The organism is Schaalia odontolytica, from assembly GCF_005696695.1.
GTDB classification, from domain to species: domain Bacteria; phylum Actinomycetota; class Actinomycetes; order Actinomycetales; family Actinomycetaceae; genus Pauljensenia; species Pauljensenia odontolytica_C.
This window is the reverse complement of sequence record NZ_CP040006.1, coordinates 1962318-1979931: the sequence shown is the minus strand read 5'-3', so window position 1 is coordinate 1979931 and position 17614 is coordinate 1962318. Positions and strand designations below refer to the sequence as shown.

The window sequence follows — 17614 nt, the reverse complement described above, 5'->3', positions numbered from 1 at the left end:
TTGATATCGTGGACTCGTCGCGCGCTGAAGCGCCAAGAGACGAGGGAGCGCCGCAGCTTCCACGCGGATAGGAGGCCACACACGATGGACACCATCAGGAAAGCGGATAGCCGCCGCGGGCGGATCGCTTACGAGGTCGCTGGGCTCGCGTGGCTCGCCGGGGCCTCCGACCCCGGGGCCGCCGTCGTGCCTGTGCTCGATCACGGTGCGACGTGGCTTGAGGAACCCCGTCTGGTCTCTATCGCGCCAACCCCGCGAGCCGCCGAAGACTTCGGCCGCGCCCTCGCCCAGACGCACGCCGCCGGAGCCAGCCACCTGGGTGCGCCGCCGCCCGGCTTCGAGGGGGATGGCTGGATGGGGGAGGCCCACCTGTCGCTACCCGACCGCCCGAGCCCGGCCCCGGCCTCGTCCCACGGCGAATCCTGGGGCGCTTTCTACGCGCGCGAGCGCATCGCCCCCTACCTTGACGACCGCATCTTCACTGCCGCCGAACGAACGCTCATCGAAAAACTCTGTGAGTGCCTCGAGTCCGGCGCGCTCGACCACGGCCAGCCGCGCCTCGTCGAAGAAGCGAAAAGCCGCCAGAGCAACATCGACGCCGCCCGCACCCACGGCGACCTGTGGAGTGGCAACGTCATGTGGACCCCGGTGGGCGCCGTCCTCATCGACCCCGCCGCGCAGGGCGGCCACGCCGAGGAGGACCTCGCGGCCCTCGCGGTCTTCGGCTGCCCGCACTACGAGCGGATCCTTGCCGCTTACGACGAGGCCTCGCGCCTGGAGGACGGCTGGCGGGAGCGCGTCGCCCTCCACCAGATGCACATCATCATGATCCACTGTGCCGTCTTCGGGCGCTCCTACGTGCCCGAGGCCATGGCGATCGCCCGCAGGTACGCGTAGACCGCGCCTCCCTCCGCGAACCCGCACGCGCATGCGTGGGGACGAGGAGGGAGGCGCGGCAACGCTCGAAGGCGGGGGAATCAGGCGCGAGCGTCGTAGTGCTGCAGGCCCGAATCCTCTCGCGAGCCGCCCTGGCCGTCGCCCACGTCGTGGTAGTCGTGGATCCACTCCAGGCGGCGCACCCACTTGACCATCTTGTAGCCGTGCTGGGAATCGGCACGCAGGCGTAGAGGGCCGCCGTAGACCTCGGGCAGAGGCTCGTCGTTCATGCCCCAGGCGAGGATGCACTCATCGTCGTCGATCATCGACGGATCGATGCACTCGTAGTAGGGCTCGGTCGGGCGCCCATCGTAGGTGTGTCCGACGTGACCGAAGGAGGTGGCCATCAGGTAGTGCGCGCCCTCCGTGGGCGTCACCTGCTCGAGGAGGTCTTTGAGGCGGATACCCTCCCACTTCGCGATGCCCGTCCACCCCTGCATGCAGGTGTGCATCGTAATGTTCGTGACCTTACCCAGTGCCTTCAGCTCGTCGATGGAGAAAGACTTCTCCTCCTCGACCAGGCCGCCGATCTCGAGACGGAAGTCCTTGAAGTCGTCCTCGCGCAGGGCGATGTACTCCTCGGACTGCTCCTTTGTCGGCGGGCGCGTGTTGACCCAGTGGAACGGGGAAATGTCGTCCTCGGTGAAGGTCTTCTTCGCGACCTGACGCGACTTCAAACGGTCGATCGTGAGCGCGCGGATGGGCTGCGTGGCACCCCAGATCCAGCGCTGGGTGCGGCGCAGGTTCGACAGGGACCAGTAGGAGGCTCCGATCCACAGGGCGATGGCCACGACGATGCCGATAATCAGCATGGTGACAGCCTGAGCGAATCGTGCTGCCGAGATGTCGTCGTAGTTTTCGCCGAGCATCATGTGCGCGATGTTGTACTTCGGGTGGACGATGAACACGAGCGCGACGTGCATGACAACGAAGAAGCAGTAGAACGCCATGCCCAGGAAGTGGATGGAACGCGCCGTCTGGCGGTTGCGGAAGATCTTGACATACCCGGGGAAGCGCCCCGCGAAGGTGGGGGACATGATGGGTCCGGTCGCGATCATGAGGGGCGCGACGATGAAGACGACCGTGAAGTACATGAGCTTCTGGAGCGCGTCATAGGGCTGGAAGTGCTCGATGGAGGGAATCTGCAGGCCCATGTAGATCTTGGCGCTCTCCCAGGCCTCGGGGAAGATGGACCACGAGGTGGGGACGATGCGTCGCCACTGGCCAGTCCCGAAGAGGAGGGCAACGTACACGAAGCCGTTGACGAGCCAGATGGCCGTGACGAGCGCGTGCCACGCGCGACCCAGGCCGATCTGTCCGCGTCCAGGCAGGGAGATCAGCGGGTGGAGGTTGCGCTGGTCGTCGCGCGCCGTGAACTCGCCGGGGACGGTCGACACCTTGTCCTTCGTGAACTTGAGCCACTCGGATCCGGGCGTGCAGTGATTGTTCCAGTACAGACGTGGGTGCGATGCGAGGACCTCCCAGCCGGAGCGGATGAGGAAGCCCATCATGATGAAGTTGATGAAGTGGGTGATCCTCAGCCAAGCGGGAAAAGTATCGAGGTCGACGGCACCGGCTGCGCTAGCCATTGCTGCGAGCGCGTGCATTGCGGTTCCTCCTGTGTGGCGTGAACGATAGAATGCCTCGTAGATTAGAGGGAAAATGCGCGCATAAATGGGTGTCAAACGGCCTTTCTGTGCGGTCCGCTACAAGGTTCTCACTTGTCAAGCGATATTTGAGCTGGGAAAAACCAGTCTTTTAGAAAAGTGAATGTTGATAAAATGCGGGTTGTGGCCATGTAAAACGAGGCCGGGGCCAGGTCGTGCGAACCCAGCCCCGGCCTCGTTCCCGGAGATATGAATGACCTACAGGCGCGGGATGTTGCGCATGTTCGAGGTGGCCATCGAGAAGGCCTCAGCGATGCCGCGGTTGAGAACGATCTTGCTCATCGCGGTCGCGAAACCGACGACCTGGCCGCCCGTGATAGCCGGCGGGAGTGAGAGAGCGTTGGGGTCCGTGATGACCTCGACCAGAGCGGGGCCGGGCGCCGCGAAGGCTTCGCGGTACGCGTCCTCCAGACGTGAGGCGTCCTCGACGCGCTCCGCGTGGAAACCAATTGCGCGGGCAATCTCCGCGTAATTCGTATCCGGGACATCCGTCTGGAAGTCGGGAAGGCCGTTGACCAGCATCTCTAGCTTCACCATGCCCAGCGTCGAGTTGTTGAAGACGACCACCTTGACCGGCAGGTCGTACATCTTTGCGGTGATGAGCTCGCCAAGCAGCATCGAGAGACCGCCGTCGCCCGAAACGGACACGACCTGACGATCGGGGTAGGCGACCTGAGCGCCCAGTGCCATCGGCAGGGCGTTCGCCATCGACCCATGCAGTAGTGAACCGATGAGGCGGCGCGTGCCGAGGGGATCGATGTAGCGGGCGGTCCACACGTTGCACATGCCTGTGTCAGCGGTGAAAATCGCGTCCTTCGCGGCCGTCTCGTTGAGGAGGTGGGCGGCGTACTCGGGGTGAATCGGACGCATCTTCTCCACGTTGCGCGTGTAGGCGCCCACGGGAGCGTGCATGATCTCCGAGTGCTTCTTAATCTTGGACTTCAGGAAAGAGTCGGAACGATTCGCGCGCAGGTGGGGGAGGAGTGCCTCGATGAAGGGCTTGACCTGCGCGTGGATCGCGAGGCCGACGTCCGTGCGGCGGCCCAGCTTCTCCGCGTGCGTGTCCACCTGAATGGTCGGGGTGGACGGCAGGAACTGGTCGTAGGGGAAGTCGGTGCCGAGCAGGATTAGCACGTCGGCGTCGTTCATGCCCTCCGCGGCTGCGCCGTAGCCCAGCAGACCCGTCATGCCCACGTCGAAGGGGTTGTCGTACTGGATGAAGTGCTTGCCGCGTAGCGAGTGGCCGATCGGTGCCTTGAGTGCATCCGCCAGGGCGATGACCTCGTCGTGGGCGCCCTCGACGCCCGCGCCGGCGAAGATCGCGACCTTGTCAGCCTTGTTGAGGAGAGCTGCTGCCTCTTCAATGTCGGTGGCGTTGGGAGCAAGCGTCGCGGGGCGCGCGGGTGCGTAGGTGGGAACGTGCTCGACGGCCTTGAGGTCGGAGACGTCGCCGGGCAGTGTAATGACCGAGACGCCGCCCAAGCCGACCGCGTGGCGGATCGCCGAGTTCACCGTGCGCGGCGACTGCGCCGCGGAGGAGATGAGTTCGTTGTAGACCGAGCACTCCTCGAAAATGCGGTCCGGGTGGGTCTCCTGGAAGTACGTCGTGCCGATCTGGACGCTCGGGATGTGCGAGGCAATGGCCAGGACGGGCGCGCCCGTGCGGTTCGCGTCGTACAGGCCGTTGATGAGATGAAGGTTGCCCGGGCCGCACGAGCCTGCGCACACGGCAAGCTTGCCGGTGAGCTGAGCTTCGGCCGATGCTGCGAACGCCGCCGCCTCCTCGTGGCGCACGTGGATCCAGTCGATGCCGCCCTTCTTCGAACCGCCTGTCTTGCGCACGGCGTCAACGATGGGGTTGAGCGAGTCGCCGACAATGCCATAGACCCTGTGGACTCCAGCGTCGACGAGTTGAGCCACAATCTGTTCCGCGACGTTCATGCCATCTCCTTCATTTCATTGGCTGTGAACTGCTGAAATAACCATAAGGATGACCAAGGTCCTATGTCGCTTCAGCGTGATCGACGGATCAAGGTGGGGTGTCAGTGGAAGAGGCCCGCGTTCCTCCGATAGGATGGCACCGCCCCAATAGCTCAGTCGGTCAGAGCAGCGGACTCATAATCCGTGGGTCGTCGGTTCAAGCCCGACTTGGGGCACCGCCACCCAAGCCCGGGTTCCGCCAGCGTCGCGCCTGACGAACAAGCTGGCCACGGCCTCGTTCCCGTGAAACCCTGCACATATCACACGCAGCCTTGACTCGCGATGCGACTCACGGTAGGCTGAGTATTTGCGCCTTATCATGCCCGAGGTGACCCGTATCCAGCCGTCGTAACAGGCGCTTGACGGACCAGGACGCGTCAGATAATGGGTGATAAGGCAGCGTGCGCACCGTTAATGCAGGGAAGGATCCCCTTTGGCTGCCAACAGCACCGCCAAACAGCCCAAGCACCGCATCTCGTTCGCCAAGCTTCGTGAACCCCTCCAGGCCCCCAATCTGCTGGGCCTGCAGGTCGAAAGCTTCGACTGGCTGCTGGGCAACGACGCGTGGAAGGCCCGCGTCGAAGCCGCTCAGGCATCTGGCCAAGGCGACGTCCCCGACGTCTCCGGCCTCGAAGAAATCTTCCACGAGATTTCCCCCATTGAGGACGTTGCAGGCACCATGAGCCTGTCGTTCCACGACCACCGCCTCGAATCCCCCAAGTACTCCATGGAGGAAGCCAAGGCGAAGGACTACACGTACTCCGCACCGATGTACGTGACCGCCGAGTTCATGAACTACGAGACCGGCGAAATCAAGTCCCAGACGGTGTTCATGGGCGACTTCCCGCTCATGACCCCCCGCGGTACCTTCATCATCAACGGCACCGAGCGTGTCGTCGTCTCTCAGCTCGTGCGTTCCCCCGGCGTGTACTTCGAGAAGCTCTCGGACCGCTCGTCGGACAAGGAGACCTTCGGCGCGAAGATCATCCCCTCGCGCGGCGCATGGCTCGAGTTCGAGATCGACAAGCGCGACACCGTCGGCGTGCGTATCGACCGCAAGCGTAAGCAGTCGGTGACCCACTTCCTCAAGGCCATCGGCATGACCGAATCCGAGATTCGCGACACCTTCGCCGACTACCCCGTCCTCCTCGAGACCCTCGAGAAGGACACGGTCGCCACGCAGGAAGAGGCCCTGCTCGACATCTACCGCAAGCTGCGCCCCGGCGAGCCCGCGAACGTCGACGCCGCCCAGACGCTGCTCAACAACTTCTACTTCGACTCTCGTCGCTACGACCTCGCCAAGGTCGGCCGCTACAAGATCAACAAGAAGCTGGCCATCGAAGCCGACCCCAAGGCCTCGACCCTGTCCCTCGAGGACATCGTCGCCACCGTCAAGTACCTCCTCGCCCTGCACCAGGGCGACAAGACCTTCGCCGGCACCCGCAATGGCGAGCCCGTCGAGGTCCGCGTTGAGGTCGACGACATCGACAACTTCGCCAACCGTCGCATCCGCGCCGTCGGCGAGCTCATCCAGGGCCAGGTCCGCACCGGCCTCGCCCGCATGGAGCGCACCGTGCGCGAGCGCATGACCACCCAGGAGACGGACTCGATCACGCCCCAGACGCTGATCAACATCCGCCCCGTCGTGGCCGCGATCAAGGAGTTCTTCGGAACCTCCCAGCTCTCGCAGTTCATGGACCAGAACAACCCCCTCGCCGGCCTGACCCACAAGCGCCGCCTGTCGGCCCTGGGTCCCGGCGGTCTGTCGCGTGACCGCGCGGGCATGGAAGTTCGAGACGTCCACCCCTCGCACTACGGTCGTATGTGCCCGATCGAGTCCCCTGAAGGCCCGAACATCGGCCTCATCGGCTCGCTCGCGACCTTCGCGCGCATCAACCCCTTCGGCTTCATTGAGACGCCGTACCGCGTCGTCAAGGACGGCAAGGTCACCGACGAAATCCGCTACCTCACCGCGGACGACGAGAAGGGCCACTACATCGCCCAGGCCTCGTCGCCCCTCGAGGCCGACGGCTCCTTCGCCGAGCACGACGTCCTGTGCCGTGTCGCCGGTGAAGACCCGACCCTGATCGCCCGCGATCGCGTCGACTACATGGACGTGTCCGCACGTCAGATGGTGTCCGTCGCCGCGGCGTTCATTCCCTTCCTGGAGCACGACGACGCGAACCGAGCCCTCATGGGCGCGAACATGCAGCGTCAGGCCGTGCCGCTGCTCACCACGGAAGCCCCGCTGGTCGGTACCGGCATGGAGCTGCGCGCCGCGCACGACTCCGGCGAAATGATCCTCGCCGCGCACTCCGGCGTCGTCTCCGAGGTCTCCGCGGACCTGATCGTCGTTTCCACGGACGAGGGCGGCCGCGACTCCTACCGCCTCGAGAAGTTCGAGCGCTCCAACCCCGGTAACTGCACCAACCAGCGCGTTATCGTGGACGAGGGCGACCGCGTCGAGGTCGGCGACGTCCTGGCCGACGGCCCCGCCACCTCCAACGGTGAGGTCGCGCTCGGTAAGAACCTGCTCGTCGCCTACATGTCGTGGGAAGGCCTCAACTACGAGGACGCCATCATCCTGAGCCGTCGCGTCGTGGAAGAGGACATCCTCACCTCGATTCACATCGAGGAGTACGAGGTCGACGCCCGCGAGACCAAGCTCGGTGAGGAAGAGATCACCCGCGATATCCCCAACGTCTCCGAGGAATCCCTCGCTGACCTGGACGAGCGCGGCATCATCCGCATCGGCGCCGAGGTCACCGCCGGCGACATCCTCGTCGGTAAGGTCACCCCGAAGGGCGAGACCGAGCTGACCTCCGAAGAGCGCCTCCTGCGCGCCATCTTCGGTGAGAAGGCCCGCGAGGTGCGCGACACCTCCCTGCGCGTCCCCCACGGCGAAGAGGGCATCGTCATCGGCGTCCGCGAATTCAACGACGACGAAGACGACCTCAACCCCGGCGTCCGCCAGACCGTGCGCGTCTACGTCGCCCAGCGACGCAAGATCACGATCGGCGACAAGATGGCCGGCCGCCACGGTAACAAGGGCGTCGTGTCCAAGATCCTCCCGGTCGAGGACATGCCCTTCCTCGCCGACGGCACGCCCGTCGACATCATCCTCAACCCGCTGGGCGTCCCCGGCCGAATGAACGTCGGCCAGGTGCTCGAGTACCACCTCGGGTGGCTCGCCCACCAGGGCTGGGATGCCTCGGCCGCTGTCGAGGCCGGTGAAGAGTGGGCGGCGCACCTGCCCGCCGACGGCATCAAGACCGAGCCCGGCACGCCCGTTGCTACCCCCGTGTTCGACGGCCTCGAGGCCGACGAGCTCGCGGGCCTGCTGCGCAACGTGAACCCGAACCGCGACGGCGACGTCCTCACCAACTACGAGGGCAAGGCGCGCCTGTTCGACGGCCGCTCCGGCGAGCCGTTCCCGTACCCGATCTCGGTGGGCTACACCTACATGCTCAAGCTCCACCACCTGGTCGACGACAAGATCCACGCCCGCTCCACGGGCCCGTACTCGATGATCACGCAGCAGCCGCTGGGCGGTAAGGCCCAGTTCGGCGGCCAGCGCTTCGGCGAGATGGAGGTGTGGGCCCTGGAAGCTTACGGCGCCGCCTACGCCCTCCAGGAGCTGCTGACCATCAAGTCGGACGACACCACCGGCCGCGTCAAGGTGTACGAGGCCATCGTTAAGGGCGAGGACATCCCCGAGCCCGGCATCCCCGAGTCCTTCCGAGTCCTCATCCAGGAAATGCGCTCGCTGTGCCTGAACGTCGAAGCTCTCGACGCGGCCGGCAACGTCATTGACCTGCGTGAGCAGGACGAAGACTTCAATGCGCGTGAGGATCTGGGCATCACTCTTGAAGCCCGTCCGAACGCTGCGGCGACCATCGATGCGATCTGATAGGGAGAGATAACTTTGCTGGACGCCAAAACGTTCGACAGCCTGAAGATCACCCTGGCCACCGGCGACGACATCGCCGTCTGGAGCCACGGTGAGGTTAAGAAGCCGGAGACCATCAACTACCGTACGCTCAAGCCCGAGCGCGACGGCCTGTTCGGTGAGCAGATCTTCGGCCCCACCCGCGACTGGGAGTGCGCGTGTGGCAAGTACAAGCGCGTGCGCTACAAGGGCATCGTCTGCGAGAAGTGCGGTGTCGAGGTCACTCGCTCGCGCGTTCGTCGTGAGCGCATGGGTCACATCGACCTGGCGGCCCCCGTCACGCACATCTGGTACTTCAAGGGTGTTCCCTCGCGCCTGGGCTACGTGCTCAACCTCGCGCCCAAGGACCTCGAGAAGGTCATCTACTTCGCTGCCTACATGATCACCGAGGTCGACGAAAAGGGTCGCCACGAGGATCTGGCTGAACTGCGCGCCGAACTCGAGGTGCAGAAGAAGCAGATGGAGAACAACCGCGACGCGACGATCAACGACTTCGCGGAGCAGCTCGAGTCTGACATGGCCGCCCTGGAAAAGGACGGCGCCTCGCAGGCCGAGCGCGAGCGCGCTCGCAAGCAGGGTGAGCGCGAGATGGCCAAGATTCGCCGCCGCTTCGACGGCGACATCGAAGGCCTCGAGGCCGTGTGGGAGCGCTTCAAGGACCTCAAGGTCGGCGACCTTGAGGGCGACGAGCGCCTCTACCGTGCGATGGTGGCCCGCTACGGCACCTACTTCAAGGGTGACATGGGCGCTGCCGCCATCCAGAAGCGCCTGGAGACCTTCGACCTGGAGGCCGAGGTCGCCGCGCTGCGTCAGACCATCGCCTCTGACTCCGGCCCGCGCAAGGCCCGCGCCATCAAGCGCCTGAAGGTCATCAACGCCTTCGTCGCGACCGGCAACTCGCCGGCCTCGATGGTCCTCACCAAGATCCCCGTGATCCCGCCGGACCTGCGCCCGATGGTTCAGCTGGACGGCGGCCGCTTCGCGACCTCCGACCTCAACGACCTGTACCGTCGCGTCATCAACCGCAACACCCGACTCAAGCGTCTGCTGGAGCTGGGTGCCCCCGAGATCATCGTCAACAACGAGAAGCGCATGCTTCAGGAGTCCGTTGACGCCCTCTTCGACAACGGCCGCCGTGGCCGCCCCGTCGCGGGCCCGGGCAACCGTCCGCTGAAGTCGATCTCGGACATGCTCAAGGGTAAGCAGGGTCGTTTCCGTCAGAACCTGCTCGGTAAGCGCGTCGACTACTCGGGTCGTTCCGTTATCGTCGTCGGCCCGCAGCTGCAGCTGCACCAGTGTGGTCTGCCCAAGCAGATGGCCCTGGAGCTGTTCAAGCCCTTCGTCATGAAGCGCCTGGTTGAGAAGAACTACGCGCAGAACGTCAAGGCCGCCAAGCGCAAGGTTGAGCGTCAGCGCCCCGAGGTGTGGGACGTCCTCGACGACGTCATCCGCGAGCACCCCGTGCTGCTGAACCGTGCACCTACGCTGCACCGCCTCGGCATCCAGGCGTTCGAGCCCCAGCTGATTGAGGGTAAGGCTATCCAGCTGCACCCCCTCGCCTGTGGCGCCTTCAACGCCGACTTCGACGGCGACCAGATGGCTGTCCACCTGCCGCTGGGCGCCGAGGCGCAGGCCGAGGCCCGCATCCTCATGCTGTCGACGAACAACATCCTCAAGCCCTCCGACGGCCGCCCCGTGGCCATGCCGTCGCAGGACATGATCATCGGTCTGTTCCACCTGACCTCGACGCCCGACCCGTCGGTCCCCGTCGAGAAGGACGAAGACGGAAACCCCGTGATTCCATACTTCTCCAGCCAGGCGGAAGCCCAGATGGCGTACGACGCCGGCAACCTGCACCTGAACGCGACCGCGCGCATCCGCTTCGCCGACGGCACCGTGCCGCCCGAGGGCTGGGAAGCCCCCGAGGGCTGGGAAGCCCCCGAGGGCTGGGAGCCCGGCGATGAGCTGATCCTCGAGACCAGCCTCGGCCGCGCGATCTTCAACGAGCAGCTGCCCACCGACTACCCGTTCGTCAACGAGGTCGTCGGCAAGAAGCAGCTCGGTAACATCGTGAACACGCTGACCCAGCGTTACCCGAACGTGCTCGTGGCGGACTGCCTCGACGCGCTGAAGTCGGCCGGCTTCCACTGGTCGACCTGGTCGGGCATCACGATTGCGTTCTCCGACATTCAGGCCTCGCCGCGTAAGCGCGAGATCCTGGCCCGCTACGAGGCCAAGGCCGCCGAGATCGTCGAGCAGTTCGAGACGGGTATCATCCTCGAGGAGACCCGTTACGAGGAGCTCGTGAAGCTGTGGCTGCAGTGCACCGAAGAGGTCGCCGACGACATGCGCGCGAACTTCGACGAGCGCAACACCGTGTACCGCATGGTGAACTCCGGCGCCCGTGGTAACTGGTCGCAGGTTCAGCAGATCGCCGGTATGCGTGGCCTCGTGTCCGACCCGAAGCAGAAGCTGATCGAGCAGCCCATTAAGGCGAACTACCGCGAGGGCCTGACGGTTCTCGAGTACTTCATCGCCACGCACGGCGCCCGTAAGGGCCTGGTCGATACGGCTCTGCGTACCGCCGAGTCGGGCTACCTGACCCGTCGTCTGGTCGACGTCTCGCAGGACGTTATCGTCCGCGAGGCCGACTGTGGCACCCGCGCCGGCCTGAAGATCGACATCGCTCACAAGAACGAGTTCGGTGAGTGGGAGGCGTCCGAGACCATCGAGACGACCGCCTACGCCCGTAACCTCGCCCGTGACGCGGTGAACGAGGCCGGAGAGGTCGTCATGCCTGCGGGCACCGACCTGGGTGACGATCAGCTCGCCGAGCTGGTTGCCGCCGGCGTCGAGCAGATCGTCTGCCGTTCCGTCCTCACCTGTGAGTCGCAGGTCGGCACCTGTGCGGCCTGCTACGGTCGCTCGCTGGCCACCGGCAAGCAGGTCGACATCGGCGAGGCCGTCGGCATTATCGCCGCTCAGTCGATTGGCGAGCCCGGCACGCAGCTGACGATGCGTACGTTCCACACCGGTGGCGCCGCCTCCGCTGCGGATATTACGCAGGGTCTGCCCCGTGTTCAGGAACTCTTCGAGGCCCGCAGCCCGAAGGTCGAGGCGAAGATGAACGAGGCCGCCGGCCGCGTCCACATCGACGACGAAGACCCGAGCGCGCGTAAGGTTGTCATCACCCGTGACGACGGCAAGGAAGACCTGGTCATCGAGGTCTCGCGTCGCCAGAAGCTCCTCGTCTCCGAGGGCCAGCACATCGAGGCCGGCACCCCGCTGACCGAGGGCCAGCTGGATCCCAAGGAAATCCTGCGCATCATGGGCCGCAACGTGTCCCAGAAGATGCTCGTGGACGAGGTCCAGAAGGTGTACCGCGACCAGGGCGTGGGCATTCACGCCAAGCACATCGAGGTCATCGTCCGTCAGATGCTGCGCCGCGTCACCATCCTGGAGCCCGGCGACACGACGTTCATGCCCGGCGAGCTCGTCGACCGCATGGCGTACCTGACGCAGAACCGTCGCGTCGCAGCCGAAGGTGGCCAGCCCGCCTCCGGTCGCCAGATGCTGATGGGCATCACGAAGGCGTCGCTGGCCACGGATTCGTGGCTGTCGGCCGCGTCCTTCCAGGAGACCACCAAGGTCCTGACCGAGGCCGCCATGAACGGCAAGTCGGACTCCCTGGTGGGCCTCAAGGAGAACGTCATCCTCGGTAAGCTCATCCCGGCTGGCACCGGCCTGTCGCGCTACAACGACGTCATCGTCGAGCCGACGGCTGAAGCCATGGCGAACTCGAACTACTCCGAGGCCGACTTCGGTGACGGCTCCGTGTCCGAGGACTTCCTCGACGCGCTGGGCGCCATCGACTTTGGCATGAACTTCCGCGAGTAATCCGGTTCGTGACCGCTTGGGGCCCCGGCCTCGTCCGTGAGAACGTGACGAGGCCGGGGCCCCTTGTCGTGTCTACTCGCTTGCCCTGAGTGCGCCGGGGATGTCTCACGGCGGCGCAGATCAAGCACCGGCGGCGACGGTCGAACATGACCAGTTCAACCATTTGGAAAGCTTGCGCGCGGATGCTAGATTGACCGCACACTATCCATCAACGCTTAAGGATGTCCCCTCATGCGCCTGTCCAAGAAACTGGTCATTGCTGCGCTCGGCTCCGCGACCCTCGTTCTCAACCCGTTGGCGGCCCTTGCGGCTGGTCCCACGATTGAGGATACGGACGGACCGCTCGTTCGGATCGCCATATCCGACACGCTCAACTGCTCGATCAACTACAAGGGCGATAGGTACAACGAGTTCTACAACGATAACTCCACTACGGATCCAGCCGACTGTGGAACGTTCCTCGCTGTAGGATCTGAGCTCTTCGGTCCGGGGGAGCTGAATTCGCGTCAGGCACGGTCTATGAGTGCGATCGCCTGGACACCGGTCTCGCAATCCAAGTCAGGAACGGGCACTCAAGCCGATCCGTGGGTCCTCACGACTGTCGTTCGCGGCGGCGGATTCGAGATTACGCAGACGGACACCTACTCCACGGGCAATGACTTCTACGCGACGACCTCGTCGGTGAAGAACATTTCGGATGTCGCTCAGGACTTTACTCTCTACCACGCGGCGGATTGCTACCTCCAGGACGATGATTACGGCTTCGGCGAGTACGACGCGAACACGGGGACGGTCATCTGCCGAGCGAAGGATCCGGAAACCGGTGGGCATTCGGATCGTGGCCGAGTCGAGCAGTTCGTCCCGACGACCGCCGGTTCGAACTACTACTACGGTGGCTTTTACGAGGTCTGGGATAAGCTCAAGGATCGTGCGCCGCTGCCCAACATGCTCGCGTACGCAGATTCCAACCGAGATAACGGCATGGCTGTGAGCTGGACTCGTACGCTCGAGCCGAATATGACGGCCGACTACTCTCTCATCACCTCCTTCTCGCCGAAGGGCCAGGTCGCGCTGTCCTCCGCGACGTGCGCCGTCGCCCAGCCGGGCGCCGACTCCACCGCGACGCGCACCATCGGAGTGACGATCACGAATCCGAACCGTGATGTCAAGTCGGTTCAGACGGTCATTGCGACCCTGTCGGACGATGCTACCTACGTTCCCCAGTCGGCCAGCGGTGCCCCCGAGCCGACGGTCGCGGGTAAGGTGCTGACCTTCAAGGATCTGGAGCTTCCCGCCAACGGGTCGGTGAAGTTCTCGTTCCTTATCACTGGCAGCGCTGAGGTTACTCCGCTCGTGAAGATCTCGGGGACGACGACGAGTGGCGCAGCCATCGCCGAGTCCGATACCTCGGCGTCTTCGACGTGTGATTTCCCCGAGCTTCCGACTCCCGAGCAGCCCCAGCCGACTCCCGAGCAGCCCCAGCCGACTGTCGAGCAGTCGCAGCCCACCCCTGAGCAGCCGCAGTCGACTGCCGAGCAGCCCCAGCCTGCGGGTGGCAAGAGCACTGACGGCACCAAGCTGGCCAGCACCGGCGCGAACACCGGTGTTGCCATCGCGCTCGTTGGCCTGCTCGGCATCGCCGGCGTCGGCCTCGTCGTGGCGAGGCGCCGCGCACGCTGATCGGAGATCCGGTCAATAACGGTACAGGGCCCGGTCCCCGCGAGGGGGCCGGGCCCTCGCGCATCCCTGTGATCGCCTTCGTTGGTGGCGAAGCCCGCGGATGCCAGCGTGCCCACCCTGACAGATTGTGCGCGCAATCCGACAGAACGCACGAGGTCCCACCTCCAGGTGCCGACCGTGCGGTTGAATAGGTGGTGGCGGTTCCCATCTGCCCTCTGGTCTGCGGCGACCCACGTCTATGGAGACACAAACGGGGATGGAAAGGGAGCTGATCTGGCTCTGGATGCAGGGTTTCGGAACTGAAAGAGGACATCAACAATGCTTTCCATCAACTGGTCTGATGTGTGGAAGATGGTTGAGTCGATCAAGGTCCCCTTGATCGTCATCGGCGTGGCGCTGGCGCTCGCCATCATCGTCTCCCTCGCTGTTTTCAAGATGGGCAAGCCTGCCCGTAAGCTCACGCGCTCGACCGCGTGGATCGCAGCGTTTGTTGCGGTTGTCGTTGCGGTCGTGTCGATGATGTACGGCGGCTTCAAGACGGTGCTCGACCTGGCGGCCGGCACGGGCGCCCTCACGGACGCGTCGAAGGCCCAGGTTGAGGACCTGGGCAACGACATTTCTGACGAGGGCATGGTCCTCCTGAAGAACCAGGGAGGCGCCCTGCCTCTCGCCAAGGGCTCCGCGATCAACGTGTGGGGTTGGGGCTCGACGAACCCGATCTACGGCGGCACCGGTTCCGGCTCGCTGTCGAAGGACAACCCGACGACGACCCTCCTCGACGGCCTGCACAACGCTGGCTTCACCACGAACGACGAGCTGACGAACCTGTACACCTCCTACCGTGCCGAGCGCCCCGAGGTCGGCATGTTCAAGGCCGACTGGTCGCTGCCCGAGCCCACGCAGGACAAGTACTCTGACGACCTGCTCTCCAACGCCACCGCCTTCGGTGATACCGCGGTCGTGACGATCGCCCGCTCGGGCGGAGAGGGCTTCGACCTGCCGCGCGATGTCAATAAGGAGATGGCTGACAACCCGTACTTCAGCTACACGAACAACTCCGAGGAGTACACGGACTTCGAGGATGGTCAGGGCTACCTCGAGCTGACGCGTCCCGAGAAGGACATGATCGAGCTGGCGAAGAAGACGTCGACGAAGACGATCGTCGTCATCAACGCTGCCAACGTCTTCCAGCTCGGCGACCTTCAGGACGACCCGGAGATCGACGCGATCGTGTGGGCGATCCCCGGCGGCCAGGTTGGATTCAACGCGCTGGGCCGCATCCTGGACGGCGAAGTCAACCCCTCGGCGAAGACCCCCGACACGTTCCCGCGTGTCATCAAGGCGGGCCCCGCGGCCAACAACTTCGGCGACTTCCAGTACACGAACATGACGGAGTTCGCCCAGGACGACCCCTTCAACAAGGGCACCCAGACGCAGCCGTCCTTCGTCAACTACAACGACTCGATCTACGTCGGCTACCGCTGGTACGAGACGGCCGCCGCTGAGGGCGTCATCGACTACGGCAACGAGGTCGTCTACCCCTTCGGCTACGGCCTGTCCTACACGACGTTTTCCCAGTCGATGGGCGACATCTCGGTTGACGAGGCCACGGGAGCCATGTCCGCGGACGTGACCGTCACGAACACGGGCCAGGTCGCCGGCAAGGACATCGTCCAGATCTACGACAACCCGCCCTACACGGACGGTGGCATCGAAAAGGCTTCTGCGAACCTGCTGTCGTACGAGAAGACGAAGCTGCTGGAGCCCGGTGAGTCCCAGACGCTGACGGTCACGTGGAACCGTGATGCGCTCGCTTCCTACGACTCGGTGAATGCGAAGGCCTACGTGCTCGAGGCCGGCGACTACAAGATCTCCGCGCGCTCCAACTCACACGACGTCATCGATCAAAAGACGTACACGGTGGATGCGACGCAGACCTTCAACACCGCCGACAACACGCACGACGGTGACAAGGTCGTGGCCACCAACCAGTTCGACGACGCGAAGGGTGACGTCACCTACCTGTCGCGTGCGGGCCGCTTCGCCAACCTGGCGGAGGCTACCGCGGCTCCTACGAACTTCGAGATGAGCGAGGCCAGCAAGGCGAAGTTCCTTGCGACGTCGAACTATGATGCGGCAGCCGCCGACGCCGACAGTAGTGCGACGATGCCCACCACGGGCGCGAAGAATGGCCTCGTCCTGGGTGACCTCGCGGGCCTCGATTACGACGACCCGAAGTGGGATCAGCTCCTCGACCAGCTCACCGTCAAGGAAATGAACACCCTCATCTCCAAGGGCGGCTACGGTTCCCCGGCGATCTCCTCGATCGGCAAGCTGCGCGTCTCCGACGTGGACGGCCCCGCCTCGCTGAACAACAACTTCACGGGCGTCGGCTCGATCGGCCTGCCCTCCGCGGTGTCTGTGGCGGCGACCTTTAACAAGGAGCTCGCGCGTTCCTTCGGTGATGCGATCGGCACGATGGCGCACGACATGCAGGTCTCGGGCTGGTACGCGCCGGCCACGAACACGCACCGCTACGCTTACGCGGGCCGTAACTTCGAGTACTTCTCGGAGGATCCGGTCCTGGCCGGCTCGCAGGTCGCCGAGGAGATCAAGGGCGCCCAGGCCAAGGGTGTGTACGCCTTCCTCAAGCACTTTGCTCTCAACGATCAGGAAACCAACCGCACGCACATGCTGGCGACCTGGACAAACGAGCAGGCAATGCGCGAAATCTACCTGCGTTCCTTCGAGATCGGCGTCAAGGATGGCGGCGCACACGCGATCATGAGCGCGTTCAACTACATCGGCCCCGAGTACGCGGGTGCCAACTCGGCGCTGCTGAAGAATGTCCTGCGCGACGAGTGGGGCTTCCGCGGCATGGTCCTCACCGACTACTTCGCGGGCATGGGCTACCAGAACGCGGACCAGATCACCCGTAACGGCGGCGACATCATGCTGGCCACGATCGACATGCCGATCGCCACGGTCAACGTGCAGGATGCCGCGGGCGTGACCGCGATGCGCGGTGCGTCGCACAACATCCTCTACACGGTTGCCAACTCGTGGATGTACGAGAACGGCCAGCCCGAGGTCACGCGCAACGCGTGGGAGTACATCACGTGGGTGGTTGCGGGAATCATCATCCTGTCGCTGCTGGGCCTTGAGGTGGTGGCGATCCGTCGCTACCGCAGCCGCAAGGCGCAGGCCGTGATCACCGTCGAGCCCAACGCTTCGATCGACGAGGCCGGGGCGCAGACGGCGGAAGAGTGACCGATCCGGGAACAAACGGATGGAGCACAGCCCTCGGGTGACATTGGGTAACGATCACTCGTGGGGGAGGGGCCCGCAGGCAAGTGCCTGCGGGCCCCTCCGCGTGCCACCGACCTAACAGCAGGAACGCCCGAGGCGACAAGTTGCGTGCCCGTCACCATGCAAACGGGGGAGCGCGAAGGAAACGATCTGAGCGCTCCCGAGCCCCGGCCTCGTCGATGAGGGGGGAACCACA

The 17614-nt window shown here is 64.6% G+C and carries 7 protein-coding genes and 1 tRNA gene; 6 read left to right on the top strand and 2 right to left on the bottom strand.

Annotation, left to right across the window (positions count from 1 at the left end; translation table 11 throughout):
* The first annotated feature begins 84 nt into the window (after positions 1-84).
* Positions 85-897 (top strand): fructosamine kinase family protein, encoded by an 813-nt coding sequence (locus FBF35_RS08810; RefSeq protein WP_060565785.1) that lies wholly within the window; start codon positions 85-87, stop codon positions 895-897.
* A gap of 80 nt (positions 898-977) precedes the next feature.
* Here the strand turns inward: FBF35_RS08810 and FBF35_RS08805 are convergent, their stop codons facing one another.
* Together FBF35_RS08805 and FBF35_RS08800 are read right to left on the bottom strand one after the other, a co-directional pair.
* Positions 978-2543 (bottom strand): molybdopterin-dependent oxidoreductase, encoded by a 1566-nt coding sequence (locus FBF35_RS08805; RefSeq protein ID WP_060565784.1) that lies wholly within the window; start codon positions 2541-2543, stop codon positions 978-980.
* A gap of 258 nt (positions 2544-2801) precedes the next feature.
* Positions 2802-4544 carry a pyruvate dehydrogenase gene (locus FBF35_RS08800; protein WP_060565783.1) on the bottom strand — a complete coding sequence of 581 codons (1743 nt, stop codon included), beginning with the start codon at positions 4542-4544 and terminating at the stop codon, positions 2802-2804.
* A gap of 141 nt (positions 4545-4685) precedes the next feature.
* Between FBF35_RS08800 and FBF35_RS08795 the strand changes: the two genes are divergently transcribed.
* From FBF35_RS08795 to FBF35_RS08775, 5 genes are all read left to right on the top strand, one after another.
* Positions 4686-4759, top strand: a tRNA-Ile gene (locus FBF35_RS08795).
* A gap of 257 nt (positions 4760-5016) precedes the next feature.
* Positions 5017-8493 carry a DNA-directed RNA polymerase subunit beta gene (rpoB, locus tag FBF35_RS08790; RefSeq protein WP_060565782.1) on the top strand — a complete coding sequence of 1159 codons (3477 nt, stop codon included), beginning with the start codon at positions 5017-5019 and terminating at the stop codon, positions 8491-8493.
* Between the two features lie 15 nt (positions 8494-8508).
* On the top strand, positions 8509-12429 hold the full coding sequence (locus FBF35_RS08785) for a DNA-directed RNA polymerase subunit beta' (RefSeq protein WP_060565781.1): 3921 nt from the start codon (positions 8509-8511) through the stop codon (positions 12427-12429).
* Positions 12430-12660: 231 nt separating this feature from the next.
* The gene (locus tag FBF35_RS08780; protein WP_060565780.1) at positions 12661-14109 is read left to right on the top strand and encodes an LPXTG cell wall anchor domain-containing protein; all 1449 of its coding nucleotides are present in this window, start codon (positions 12661-12663) and stop codon (positions 14107-14109) included.
* Between the two features lie 318 nt (positions 14110-14427).
* Positions 14428-17379: a glycoside hydrolase family 3 C-terminal domain-containing protein gene (locus tag FBF35_RS08775; protein WP_060565779.1), complete on the top strand. Its 2952-nt coding sequence runs from the start codon at positions 14428-14430 to the stop codon at positions 17377-17379.
* The last annotated feature ends 235 nt before the right edge of the window (positions 17380-17614 follow it).

Bases quoted from the DNA above. Each gene is read 5' to 3' on its own strand.
- FBF35_RS08780 (WP_060565780.1), top strand. From the start codon at position 12,661: ATGCGCCTGTCCAAGAAACTGGTCATTGCTGCGCTCGGCTCCGCGACC.
- FBF35_RS08775 (WP_060565779.1), top strand. From the start codon at position 14,428: ATGCTTTCCATCAACTGGTCTGATGTGTGGAAGATGGTTGAGTCGATC.
- FBF35_RS08800 (WP_060565783.1), bottom strand. From the start codon at position 4,544: ATGAACGTCGCGGAACAGATTGTGGCTCAACTCGTCGACGCTGGAGTC.
- FBF35_RS08805 (WP_060565784.1), bottom strand. From the start codon at position 2,543: ATGCACGCGCTCGCAGCAATGGCTAGCGCAGCCGGTGCCGTCGACCTC.
- FBF35_RS08810 (WP_060565785.1), top strand. From the start codon at position 85: ATGGACACCATCAGGAAAGCGGATAGCCGCCGCGGGCGGATCGCTTAC.